Here is a 12,426-nt window from a genome sequence, read left to right as displayed (position 1 = left end):
ACTATGATGTCAGATGCTATGTCTGTCATGGTTTTAAAATATTCCTCAACTCTCCTATTTTACCTGCGGAATGTGGGATATATTCCCCCGTTTGCGGAAATTAAGACGGATAATCTCAACTATCAGCAGATGATCCGTGAGGTGTTTGAACAGCACCAAGCAGCGGCACATGGGTCGAGTTTGAAGTTTGAGAATTTCTTTTTAGCGCAAGTGCTGTGGGATGAAACAATGGCTGAAACGATCGCCAACTTTGTGAGGGAAAATCCTCAGACTCAGGTGGTGGTTCTGGCGGGAAAAGGGCATATTGTGTATGGGTATGGCATTCCCAGTCGGGTGGAAAGACGAGTGGGCGATCGCCTCGGAATGGAACCCTTTATGCAGCGCTCTTTATTATTTGATATTCCCGAAGAACTGCGCTCAACGGGCGATCGACCCCTTGCGGACTATTTTTGGGAGCACTGAGGATGAGGGGAGATGGGGGATGGGGAAGAAACGACTGAAGTCGAAACGTTGAACATAAGAGGATAACGCCTGAAGGCGTTACTACGAACATCTCCCCCATCCTCCCCATCTCCCCTATCCCAAGGATTTGACAAAGGGTTCAAAGACAGGTATGAGATTGGGTTGCGCCGTGACGAGAGTGGGAAAGGAGCGATCGCCGTAGTGGGTACCGGGGGTGAGGGGGAAAATGGGTTCCGGGGATAGGGAATGCCAGACGGCACCGGCAGCTTGGATAATCGGCCAAACTCCGGCAATATCCCAGATTTTGGGCGTTGCTTCTACTCCTCCAAGGGTAATCCCGGCAGCAACGGTGAGGAAATTGTAGCTGGCAACGCCTAACATCCGAATTTTGCAGGGGAAATCCGGTTGATAGTGGCCGATACTGCGGGAACAGAAGCTAAAAAATTGATTAGGATCCAGTGGATCTGAACTGCTGTGAATCCGGCGGCGATCGAGGAAGGCCCCCTGGGGTAATTTCAGTCCCGTTGTGCCGGACCAGAACCCGTGGAAAGATTGATGGAGGGGCGGTAAATGGACATACCCGAAGACGGGGACACCGCGATAGAGTAGTCCCAGAGACACCCCCCATATCGGGATACGGCGGGCGAAGTTGGTGGTGCCGTCTAGGGGGTCGATAATCCAACACCATTCGGTATCGGGAAAGAGATGTTTGGATTCTTCGCTGAGGACCCCATGTTCCGGGAAGCGAGTGGCGATCGCATCGCACAGTTCGCGATCGGCCCATTTGTCCGATTGCGTGACTAAGCTACCATCGGCTTTTTCTACTGCCTGCACTTGGCCGAAATCAGCCATTAGCTCTTTACCGACCTTATTCGCGGTCGTCTCCGCAAAGTGTAAAACTTGATCCCAAAAATCAGTCATTGGTTTGTGATAAATTGCGAATGTACAGTTGCTAATAGCCGATTGAATCAAGGGAAATGAGCGGATAGGCGCTTGAATTCCCGGGTGCTTCAGTCTAATTCACCGGCCATCACTGCCGCGATCGCATCTTTGGCATTCTCGCGGAACTCGTGAATATTGACTCGTCGCAGGAGGACAACCGCTAGAATCATCCCCGCAGCTTGGGTGGCAAACACGAGACCATAAGACAAAACGGGTACACCAAAGAGCAAGCGCCCCACATCCAAAACCGCACCCCCAGCAAGGGTAGACAGTCCTCGGGCGATCGCCTGGGCTAATCCCCAGGCCCCGATAAAGGTCCCGGCAGTTTCTGCGGCAGTTAGATCCAGCATCAAACTAATGGCACCCGTGGTAATAATACCCGATGCTAAACCGTAGAGGAGTAAGGACCCCATTAACATTTCTGGTTTTTCTGTAAATCCGGCCATCATAATCAGTCCCAAACAGACGGCAGCACAGATACAGCCTAATTTGGTGGTGTTTTGCTTACCCAGGCGCGGAACGACTAAAAAACCTGTCGATGCAATCCCCATCAGGGTCCCCATCCCGAAGAAGGCATTCAGTTGGGTCGTTTCTGAGATCGCCATTCCGAAGACTTCCCCACCGTAGGGTTCCATGACGGCATCCTGCATGAACAGACTGATGCTCATCACCAGCAGAAAGGTAAAGAATATCCCCGTTTGGCGACTGGCAGTCAAGACGCGCAGGGCCTCACCCAAGCCAATTTGGTCGTCTCGGTCTCCTCCATTTGAGCGGGAACCAAAGCGGGAATATTTTTTCTCGACTCCCACAGTGGCAATCCCGGTGAGGACGAGCACGATCGCCGGGACAATTATAAATAAACGGTTCACCGATGCCTGTAGCTGTTCGATGGGGGTATCTAGGGTGATTTGCTTGAGTAAACCACTACTGACGATCGCCCCAACAATAATCCCCACCATCAGCATCGACCAAACGATACTCACCAGTTTAGAGCGGTTATCTTCATCGGAGACATCCACCAGGAGGGCCGCAAAGGGGGTCGAACTGGCACTCAGGGCCAGACCGTAGATTCCAAAGGCTAGGGCCAGCCCTCCCGCCCAGAGGTAGGTGGTCTGACTCCATCCGGTGGCCTCCAAGCTGCTGCCGAGTTGCCACACAATTTGTACCGCAATGAAGGAGATGGCCGTAAATAGGGCGGCACCCATCCAGACATAGCCAGTGCGATGGCTGCCCAGTAAGGGTTTTGAGTCGGACATTTGACCAAACCAGATGCGAGTCGGACTGACAAACTGGTGCATGGCGATCGCCCCAGCAGCAATCAACGCCGGGACTCGGAGTTCTTCAATCATCACCCGGTTAATCACCCCTAGGGTCAGTAAGGACATGATCCCCAGACCCATTTGAAATAAACCCAGGCGAAACATGGTTGCTAAGTCAATTCTGGGCTTGAGGGTTTCCGGATATGGGGCGGATGTGGACTCGGATATATTGCCAGTTGCCATAACGAATTCCGAATTATTTAACAACAGCTTCTGCTTTCATCATGTTAGGATAATCCGGGCCGGAGAGATAGAGGAGCAAGGTAGCCCCAAGTTAGGCTGAATATTTAATGCGCGAAGGCTTGACTTTTAGCCGAATTTCTGATACTTATTGGCCCAGTTCCAGGGTGGGAGAAACAGCGATCGCCACCCTCTCCCATTCCCTTATTCCCTTTTCCACCCCATGACCGCCTTTAAAACTGGGCAATAAACTCCGGTGCAGATTCAAAATGCGACTGGGAAATGCATCAATCAAAACCGGCGTCACAATCCGCATCCAACCTGCCCTTCTCACTAATTATACATCATACTCCCGCCAGGTTTCAATCATTTTTGTATCTACATCTTCTCGACATTGATAGTCCCTATGGTTATGGAAAACCACCGGAACCTGCCCTCGATTCGCTCGTTCTAAGACTTGGGCTTTGGGGATTATTGTAAATTAGAACTTTGATTTTTGCCTGGAGTTTTTAGGGAGTAATTCTCTGAGCGATCGCCTCAAAATTACTCCCACTCCCCGATGCCATAATCCCCAACCGAATCGGGCGATCGGCAGGAGGATTTTCCGCCATAAAGCGAGGCGGCAACCCAGGAGAAATAAACCTAGGGCTAGACTCGGAGTTCAGTCCTTGGTCATTGGTCATGAGTGTTTGGACATTCATCTTTCATACTTCCCTATCCCCCGAGCTAATTTTACCAGAACTTAGCCCATTTGCAAAAGAGCCTTTTTTCAATCTCGCCCCCGTTGCCGTCTGTGCCAAATGGGTTAACATAGATATCAACAGGAAATGGCACAACTGCCCTATATAAACAATTGGGATAAAACTATGGAAGTGGCAACCCTTGAACCGTTTACACCGGTGAGATTAACCTTAGATTTAACCGATGAGCAGTTTTTTCAACTCTGTCAAAACAACCGCAATTTACGCTTTGAACGGACGGCAACGGGAGAAGTAATCATTATGTCACCGACGGGAGGAGAAACCAGCAATCGTAACATCGAACTCTCTTACCAGTTGCAAGGGTGGAGTCGTCAGAATAATTTAGGGAAAGCGTTTGACTCAAATGGTGGTTTTAAATTACCCAAAGGAGGAAATCGTTCCCCGGATGCGTCTTGGGTGAATATCACGCGGTGGAATGCCTTAACCCCCGAGGAACGAGAGAAATTTTTGCCCCTTTGTCCTGATTTTGTGGTGGAGTTACGGTCTGCCAGTGATTCTTTGAAAGAGTTACAAGATAAAATGGTAGAATATCTTGAGAATGGGGTGCGCTTAGGTTGGTTAATTGACCGTCAAAATATTCGGGTAGAAATTTATCGTCCTGGGCAAGATGTGGAAATTATTGAGTCTCCTCAATCTTTAAGTGGGGAAGATGTTTTGCCTGGGTTTATTTTAGATTTAGGTCCGATTTTGTATTGACAGCAACTCGTGCGGTCTTCTGGCCCTAACTTAAATAAAGGATTAGTATCAAACTATGGAAGTGGCAACCCTTGAAGCGTTTATACCTTTAGAATTAACTCTGGAGTTAAGCGATGAGCAGTTTTTTCAACTTTGTCAAAACAACCGCAATTTACGCTTTGAACGTAAGGCAACGGGAGAATTAATCATTATGCCTCCGACGGGCAGCGATACGGGCAATCGGAATGGTAGACTGATTCAGCAGTTATTCAATTGGACAGATACGAATGATTTAGGAGTGGCTTTTGACTCTTCTGCTGGGTTCAAAATGCCTAAAGGTGGAAATCGATCGCCGGATGCTTCTTGGATTCAAAAAGATCGCTGGGATGGGTTGACGCAGGCACAAAAGCAGCAATTTGCGCCGCTATGTCCTGATTTTGTTGTGGAGTTACGGTCTGCCACTGATTCTTTGAAAGCGTTACAAGATAAAATGTTAGAATATTTGGAGAATGGGGTGCGGTTAGGTTGGTTAATTGACCGTCAAAATCTTCGGGTAGAAATTTATCGTCCTGGGCAAGATGTGGAAATTATTGAGTCTCCTCAATCTTTATCTGGGGAAGATGTTTTGCCTGGGTTTGTTTTGGATTTAGGGCTGATTTTGTATTAGGATTGTTGCGGGATTTGGAGGGAACCCCCCCCAGCCCCCCCTTGCTAAGGGGGGGAGTTAGAATTGGGCGAAAATGATATAAAATTGGCTTTTAAAAAGGTTTTTAAAAGTAGCCCGCGTAGGCGGGCTTTGTTCGTATAGCCCCACCCTTCCAGGGTGCGGGATTTATTCAATTGTTCACCTCTAATTGTTGCTGCAATTCCTCTCGGAGGCGGTATAATACGGTGTTGGGTTCGACTTGGGATAAAATATCCTGAATGACGGTATTGGCACCTAATGGTCCCCAGGTACAGCCTTGTTCTAAGTAGACTTGTGCAGCTTGTCCGACTTTATAGGTTCCAAATCCGGCTACGGATGCTTGCGCGATCGCAGCGCCAACGTACCCAGTCATTCCCCCTACATCTCCTGATGCACCGATAATTGCCGCTGCACTCTTGCCAAATCCCATAAACAATCCATTCGCCAACTCACTCAGTAGTACCCCGCCACTACTAAATAGAATTTGCTGCCATAACTTACCCGCCTCATATCCTGTCATGGGTAATCCATACAACCGCGCCAATGCCCGAATTAACAGCAAGTCGGCGATCGCACCTCCCAAGACATCAAACAACGCCAACGGATTCAATGCCACCGCTGCTGCCTTATACTGAGCAAATCGCCAAATTAACGTCTCTGCCTGTTCTTCTCGCGATTTGATACTCGCTTTCGCTAACTCTTCCTGCGCTTCTTTCGCCTGCACTAAAGCATTAATCGCCAACAGCGATCGCCCTTGTTCCTGCACCACCTGCAAAATCTTGTCCTTCAATTCCTCAATCTGTGGGGGTGGCGTTTCCAACTCGTAAGACACCCGCCCATCGGGCCATTCTATCCTCACTTGCAACGGGGCCGGGTCTGCCGCTACCATGACAATATCCTCTTGATGGGGGAGGCGATCGCCCAAAGTCTCCTCCGCTTCCACCCAATCATCCTCTATCTCTACCGATGCCTGTTTCCGCTTCTGCTTGGCAGAGGCAAAATATTGTAATTGTCGATAAATTGCCTGCCGGTCCTGTTCCGGATACAAATCTATCTTATTAAACACTAAAATCAACGGCTTTTGAGTCCGCCGCAACTCACAGAGTGCCTCGTATTCCGTCCGGGTAATATCCCCAGACACCACAAATAAAATTAAATCCGCAGCGCCAGCAATATTGCGCGCCATCTCCGATCGCACTTGACCCTCAACCTCATCCAATCCGGGGGTATCAATCAACTCTACCGCCAGATTACCCCCCACATCCCACTGCACCGATCGCGGCCATTGGGTTACCCCATGAATCGGTCCCGTTGTCAGGATTTTTTGACCCATCAAGGTATTCAATACCGTAGATTTACCCCGACTGACTAACCCAAAAGCGGCAATGCGAATCATCCCGCCATCGAGTCGTTCTAAAGTAGCCGAGAGGCGATCGAGTTGTGCCTGCATCGCTGCCTGCTGTTTGACATCCATACTCTGGAGTCGCGATCGCCGATGTTGCGAATAGAACGACTGCGCCTGCCGAATGCTGGCGCGGGCTCGGTTCAGATATTGGGTATCTTGCCGGTTTGAACCATTCAAACCGGCGGAAGCGGGGGAGGGGTTGGGGGTTTTAGGTGCTTGGTTCAAGGTTCGGAATCGCTACACTCTCTGCTATTCTATTCTCCTGCAAAGCCTTCACTTGTGCAGTGAGGCTTTCCGACTTTTTCGATTCGGGTACGAATCGCGTCACAGTCTGCTTGACAAATCCTTGCAAAAATGCAATCCGTTGATTCTGTTGAAACACTGTTTTTAAGGTCTGATTCAGTTGTTCCAAATTAATCCCGGACTCTGCACTCACGTCTTGCGCTTGGAAGTATTCAATCAGACTCAAACCCGCTAACCGTGTTAAATAGGCGGCGCTAATCCCTTGGACAACTCCACCCGCAATGTATGTGACGGCGTTACTTTTGAGGATGGCGGAAATGGTTTGGGTAGACAGTTCCACCACTCCCAGTTTTACCAGTTGTTCCCCCATTGCAGCAGCGATCGCCTTTTCTCGGTCAAAGGAAAAAGGATGCTGATAAATCTCTCCTAATTCCACAATTAATTGCGTAGTAACCGCACCTGTGGCTAACAAATCTAAGGCTGCTACTGGGTTGGCAAAGGTTGCCGCAGCGGAAATATACTGATATTTCTCAATGACTGGCATGGCGCGATCGCGACGCAGTTGGTTTAATACCTGTTGTGCTTCCGCTTTTAAGGCGACTGCCTGCCGGTAACTTTGGGCGATTACAAACTGCTGGCTTTCTTTTGCTACCATTTCCTGCAACCGCGTCATTAAGCCAGTCGCTTCCGGTTCCGGTTGTTCCATTGTCTCAACCGTTGTCCCATCACTTTGATGCTGCCGCACTTTCACCGGATTTGGTGCAACCGAAATTGCTACAACATTCTCAGGATTTAATGTTAAACCCAGGCGATCAATCGCACGCTGCAAGATTCCCGCTTGTTGTTCCGGTAAAGTCTGGTCTTTTTTATTCCAGGCGACTAAAACCGGGACGGCTGCTACAGTGAGTTGTTGAATGGCTTGAAATTCCGAGTCGGTTAAGTCACCACTGGTTAAGAATACCACCACATCTGCCGCGATCGCCTGTTTCCATGCCGCAGTTTCTTGTAAGGGTAATCCTTCCTCTGCATCCCTCACCGTAAACAAGGCGGGAATTTCTGTAAAGGTTAGGGTTTTATCGGTTTGGGACTGCCAGTTCGACTGTAACCATTGCATGACTTTGGTTTTGCCGGTCCCTTTACCCCCGGCGATCGCCAGATGCAGTGCCTTGCGAGTTGCATCCGGTGAGAGTTGTCCGAGGCGAGTTCTTAAGTCAGCAATGATTTGGGCATCTCCTGCCTCTGCCTCTATCTTGGCTATTACCAATCCCGCTTGAGTTTTGGCTTTTTCCAGCATCTCTGCGGTGACTGATTCAGCGGCGATCGGTGTTATTTTCGCGGGTTCCCGTTTTTTGAACAGCCAAAATCCGGTTCCAATGGCGATCGCGCCGAGTACCCCAATTTCCCCCGCTTCTCCCCAGGAGTGATTCAAACTTTCCATCAGCCACAGACCAAAGGATAAGCCCAAACCGCCAATTAAAATAGGTCTTTGCAGTTTAACCGCCATAAAATTATCCCACTTTCTTTATAGATGTTCATTCGTGGGGCAACCGGGGGCAAACAGTTTCCGATACGCGATCGCCCTTCTTTTCTATCTCCATTTTAACGGTTGGGGTTGCACTTCCAACTCTACTCTTACAGTGCGGATTTTACGATCCCAACCCAAGGACCAGAAACCGGGTTTCTAACCCAGATGATTGCTATTTGCCATCAATTTTGTGAAGAAACCCGGTTTCTCAACCCCCAACCCAGGACCAGAAACCGGGTTTCTAACCCAGATGATTGCTATTTGCCATCAATTTTGGGAAGAAACCCGGTTTCTAACCCCAACCCAGAACCAGAAACCGGGTTTCTAACCCAGATGATTGCTATTTGCCATCAATTTTGGGAAGAAACCCGGTTTCTCAACCCCCAACCCAGGACCAAAAACAAAACCCTGCAATCATTTACGATTACAGGGTTTTATTTTTAGTAATGGCGGGAGGCGGATTTGAACCACCGACCTTCGGGTTATGCGTACCATCTACAACTTTCGTTGCCCGGTATCTTTCCAGTTTGTGGTCTGGACTCTCCCTTCACCCTCAGCTTTAACTGTTAGGGTGCCTCCCATCGAGTCTCTACACCTTCTCTTGTTCAGAGCTTGGCTCGGGATTACCGCGCTACCGGCTTCCCCGAATTTGAGAGGCTATCGCATACCAGTTTCCTTAGTATGCAGCCCATCGCAATGCTAACTATTAAGCGTTTAGTTAACTTGCGTATTGAGCCCGACGAGCTACCAGACTGCTCTATCCCGCGTCACTGAAGTTACTATAACCTGAACTTAAGTGTTTTGACAACCCCTAAAGCAAAACTTTTTTAAATCCCCTGCTACTAAAGGGTTTCAGCCTTTCTTGGTCTCAGCACCTCCCCCAAGCCCCCTCCAATTCTGAAAAAAAAGCAAAGAAAATACCTGAATAGCTGTTCATGTGTTAAGATGAATTCAGAATTAATGGAGGAAGTCGAGCAATGACGACCGTAACTCAAATGAAATGCGCCTGTGAATCCTGCCTGTGTGTGGTTCCGACGGATAAAGCCGTCATGAAAGATGGCAAGCCCTACTGTTCTGATGCCTGTGCCAATGGTCATGCGGATGGAACTGGATGTGGACACTCCGGTTGTGACTGTCACTCCTAATCTTCGTCATCAGCAAAAAAGCCCTCATTCCTTTATTCAAGGGGAATGAGGGCTTTTTTTGCGGCAACGGGTGAGGATTAAGTAGACGGAAGATTGGGCGAGGGGCGAGTGGGGGCTGGGGGTTCCCTGCCGGGGATAAAATTAGGCAAGGGTGAATCCACGCGATCGCGAGTATCGATGCAAACCGACATCGCCTGAGAGGTGACCAAATCAATTTGATTTTGTAACCCCACCACGCATCGAGAAAATTGCGTGGGTAATAAACTGCGGCGACAGAAATCGAGAATTAAAGGGGCCTCAGATTCATCCCGGCGATCGCTAATATCCACCACACAGGTTGCCAACTCCAGAGGACGACGCACCTCCTGACAGCGAGTTAGGGCATCTTCGGCCAAAATATCTGTGCGGCTATCAATCTCTTCAACGCATTTAGAGAGTTCTTCGGGACGAAGGGCCGCAGAGCAGGCAAGGGCCACAGTCTCTGGGGGGAGTTGGCGATCGAGTAACTCAGCAGCACAGCGATCATAAGCATTTTTTCTCGCGGCTGCCGGTGCTGGGTTTAACGGAATCAGGCCCACCGTTAGAGCCACTAATGAAAGCCCCAACAGTCCACCCTTGCGCCACCGTTGTGCTGGGGCGCTACTCCCCAGGCGACTGCGAATTTTGCGAATCATCATTATTTAAAGACTCCTCATGACAAAAAACAGGACATTTGACCCTCAACCGATGTTTCTGAGCACAAAGTCATCTAAAGTTAGACTTGAAACTGAACCTAGTAAAGATCTATACTAGAGAGTCTGGGAAAACTGTGTAACAACTGACGAGGAAAAGGAATGTCACGATATCGAGGCCCGAGACTGAGAATAGTACGCCGTTTAGGAGAACTGCCCGGATTATCGCGCAAAACTCCTAAGCGCGCCTATCCCCCAGGACAGCACGGGCAAGCCCGCAAAAAACGCTCGGAATATGCAGTCCGCTTAGAAGAAAAGCAAAAACTGCGCTTTAACTATGGTCTGAGCGAAAAGCAACTGCTGCGCTATGTCCGTCGCGCCCGTCGCGTCACGGGTTCTACGGGTCAAGTGCTGCTACAACTGCTGGAGATGCGTCTGGATAATACCATTTTCCGTATGGGAATGGCACCGACGATTCCAGCGGCACGGCAATTGGTCAATCACGGTCACCTCACGGTTAATGGTCGGGTTGTGGATATTCCCAGTTACAATTGCCGTCCCGGAGACATCATTGCCATCCGCGATCGGGAAAAATCTCGCCAGATGGTCCAAGCTAACTTGCAATCTCCTGGATTAGCCAATATGCCGAGCCATTTGGAGTTTGACAAGAACAAACTCGAAGGCAAGGTCAATGGAGTGATTGAGCGGGAATGGATCGCGCTACAAATTAATGAGCTCCTGGTGGTTGAATACTATTCTCGACAAGCCTAACGTTTCAAGTCTCGCTGCTTCTTACCGCGCAGCCTAATTAGAGATTTTTTAAAGCCCCCAAACCCGTCAGCAAGGGGGCTTTTAGTTTGGGGATGAAGGATGAAGGATGAAGGATGAAGGATGAAGGATGAAGGATGAAGGATGGGGGATGAAGGATGAAGGATGAAGGATGAAGGATGAAGGATGAAGGATGAAGGATGGGGGATGAAGGAGATGTTCGTAGTAACGACTTCAGTCGTTGCTTTCCTGTCACGGCGGAAGTCGTGACACGCACGATTGGCGGATGAAGAGCCTGCTTGGGGACTGGAGGCAGAGCATCCAAAGAGGCGTGACGTAAGCTAACGCTTACGCCACGCGGTAACGACTGAAGTCGTTACTACAAACTTTCTTCCCCATCCCTGATCCTCCGATTTGCGATAGGGTACGGCGGTAACGACTGAAGTCGTTACTACAAACTTTCTTCCCCATGCCTCATCCTCCAATTTGCGACATGGTACGGCTGTAGCTGCCGGTTTCGGTGCCGGAGTCTCGCTGTTTGTAGTTGATTTCGGGTTTGAGTTCGAGTAAATGGGCGACTTGCTGGCGGATATCTGGGAGGGGAATACCCTGGCGGAGGGCGGTTTTGAGGTTGATTTGGCCGGTTTCGTTGAGGAGACAGGGCCTTAACCAGCCTTCGGCACTTAAACGCATTCGGTTACACCGATCGCAGAAACATTCGGACATCTGAGAAATAAATCCGACGGTGCCTTTGGCGTTGGGAATCTGAAACACATCCGCAGGACCATTTCCGGTGACTTGTCCTTCTGTTAATCCCCAGCGATCGCGAATGCGTTGGCGGAGTTCTTCTGAGGGAATCCAACCGCAGTCGCCAAATAATTCCCCATTCCCGATCGGCATGAATTCGATAAAGCGAACGTGCCAATTTCGGGCAATCGTTAATTCAGCTAAATCTAAAACTTCGCGATCGTTGACCCCGGGAATCACCACAACATTTAATTTTAAGGGGTTAAATCCGACCCGATAGGCTTCCTGAATTCCATCCCAAACTTGTTGCCAGCGACTGGTGCCGCGAGTTCCGGCTAGGAAGTCGAAGGTTTGCGCTTCTAGCGAATCAAGGCTGATATTAATCCGGCGCAGTCCGGCATCATAGAGGAGTTGGGCTTTTTGGGCTAGGAAAAAGCCATTGGTGGTTAGGGCTAAATCTTGAGTTTGGGGGAGATTGGCGATCGCCTGGACAATTTCCACCACATCCGCCCGAATTAGGGGTTCCCCTCCCGTTAACCGAAACCGCGTAAATCCGACAGGGATAAATACTTCTTTCAGTAACGTTAAGAGTTCCTCACGAGTGAGTAAATCCTGTTGCCGGATATAGTCAAGTTCTGCCCCTTCTGGCATACAGTATTGGCAGCGAAAATTGCAGCGGTCAATTAAACTAATCCTCAGATAATCCACTCGATTTCGCTGTGGGGGGACTTCAATGGTCCGAGTGGTATTTTTTAACGGGTTGGTTTCAACAAAATTGCCCATTTGACCCCTAGATGCTTTCATCGGATATCTTGCTTATTCTAACGAAGACCCTTTCAGACTCTCATTCAGGTCTGGGGTTTCACCTATCAAAATTTTGATGAGTTGCTGTCAAAAC

Annotated in this window: 13 protein-coding genes; 5 read left to right on the top strand and 8 right to left on the bottom strand. The window is 49.3% G+C overall.

Annotation, left to right across the window (positions count from 1 at the left end; translation table 11 throughout):
- On the top strand, positions 1 to 462 hold a 462-nt coding region (locus NG795_RS20875), incomplete at its 5' end, for a ChaN family lipoprotein (protein WP_367290570.1).
- A gap of 114 nt (positions 463 to 576) precedes the next feature.
- Here NG795_RS20875 and NG795_RS20870 read toward each other — a convergent pair.
- From NG795_RS20870 to NG795_RS20855, 4 genes are all read right to left on the bottom strand, one after another.
- Positions 577 to 1,383, bottom strand: a complete 807-nt coding sequence (locus NG795_RS20870; protein WP_367290569.1) for an inositol monophosphatase family protein — start codon at positions 1,381 to 1,383, stop codon at positions 577 to 579.
- 89 nt (positions 1,384 to 1,472) lie between these two features.
- Positions 1,473 to 2,906: a BCD family MFS transporter gene (locus tag NG795_RS20865; RefSeq protein ID WP_367290568.1), complete on the bottom strand. Its 1,434-nt coding sequence runs from the start codon at positions 2,904 to 2,906 to the stop codon at positions 1,473 to 1,475.
- Between the two features lie 145 nt (positions 2,907 to 3,051).
- Positions 3,052 to 3,237: a formyltransferase family protein gene (locus tag NG795_RS20860; RefSeq protein ID WP_367290567.1), complete on the bottom strand. Its 186-nt coding sequence runs from the start codon at positions 3,235 to 3,237 to the stop codon at positions 3,052 to 3,054.
- A gap of 175 nt (positions 3,238 to 3,412) precedes the next feature.
- Entirely contained in the window at positions 3,413 to 3,604 is a 192-nt protein-coding gene (locus NG795_RS20855) for a hypothetical protein (protein ID WP_367290566.1), read from the bottom strand.
- Between the two features lie 165 nt (positions 3,605 to 3,769).
- On the opposite strand from NG795_RS20855, the gene NG795_RS20850 reads away from it, so the two are divergent.
- Together NG795_RS20850 and NG795_RS20845 are read left to right on the top strand one after the other, a co-directional pair.
- Positions 3,770 to 4,360: a Uma2 family endonuclease gene (locus NG795_RS20850; protein ID WP_367290565.1), complete on the top strand. Its 591-nt coding sequence runs from the start codon at positions 3,770 to 3,772 to the stop codon at positions 4,358 to 4,360.
- Between the two features lie 55 nt (positions 4,361 to 4,415).
- Positions 4,416 to 5,006 (top strand): Uma2 family endonuclease, encoded by a 591-nt coding sequence (locus NG795_RS20845; protein ID WP_367290564.1) that lies wholly within the window; start codon positions 4,416 to 4,418, stop codon positions 5,004 to 5,006.
- Between the two features lie 169 nt (positions 5,007 to 5,175).
- Here NG795_RS20845 and NG795_RS20840 read toward each other — a convergent pair whose 3' ends face one another.
- Together NG795_RS20840 and NG795_RS20835 are read right to left on the bottom strand one after the other, a co-directional pair.
- On the bottom strand, positions 5,176 to 6,606 hold the full coding sequence (locus NG795_RS20840) for a GTP-binding protein (RefSeq protein ID WP_367290574.1): 1,431 nt from the start codon (positions 6,604 to 6,606) through the stop codon (positions 5,176 to 5,178).
- 31 nt (positions 6,607 to 6,637) lie between these two features.
- Positions 6,638 to 8,176 carry a slr1306 family protein gene (locus tag NG795_RS20835; protein ID WP_367290563.1) on the bottom strand — a complete coding sequence of 513 codons (1,539 nt, stop codon included), beginning with the start codon at positions 8,174 to 8,176 and terminating at the stop codon, positions 6,638 to 6,640.
- A gap of 998 nt (positions 8,177 to 9,174) precedes the next feature.
- Between NG795_RS20835 and NG795_RS20830 the strand changes: the two genes are divergently transcribed.
- Positions 9,175 to 9,342, top strand: coding sequence for a metallothionein (locus NG795_RS20830; RefSeq protein WP_367290562.1), 168 nt, complete (start codon positions 9,175 to 9,177; stop codon positions 9,340 to 9,342).
- A gap of 77 nt (positions 9,343 to 9,419) precedes the next feature.
- Here NG795_RS20830 and NG795_RS20825 read toward each other — a convergent pair whose 3' ends face one another.
- Positions 9,420 to 10,019, bottom strand: coding sequence for a hypothetical protein (locus tag NG795_RS20825; RefSeq protein WP_367290561.1), 600 nt, complete (start codon positions 10,017 to 10,019; stop codon positions 9,420 to 9,422).
- Between the two features lie 156 nt (positions 10,020 to 10,175).
- On the opposite strand from NG795_RS20825, the gene rpsD reads away from it, so the two are divergent.
- Positions 10,176 to 10,784, top strand: coding sequence for a 30S ribosomal protein S4 (gene rpsD / locus NG795_RS20820; RefSeq protein WP_261207760.1), 609 nt, complete (start codon positions 10,176 to 10,178; stop codon positions 10,782 to 10,784).
- 471 nt (positions 10,785 to 11,255) lie between these two features.
- Here the strand turns inward: rpsD and moaA are convergent, their stop codons facing one another.
- Entirely contained in the window at positions 11,256 to 12,332 is a 1,077-nt protein-coding gene (moaA, locus tag NG795_RS20815; protein WP_367290560.1) for a GTP 3',8-cyclase MoaA, read from the bottom strand.
- Between the last annotated feature and the right edge of the window lie 94 nt (positions 12,333 to 12,426).

Source organism: Laspinema palackyanum D2c (assembly GCF_025370875.1).
Lineage (GTDB): Bacteria > Cyanobacteriota > Cyanobacteriia > Cyanobacteriales > Laspinemataceae > Laspinema > Laspinema palackyanum.
The sequence above is the reverse complement of the archived record's forward strand: the minus strand, read 5'-3'. Positions and strand labels throughout refer to the sequence as shown.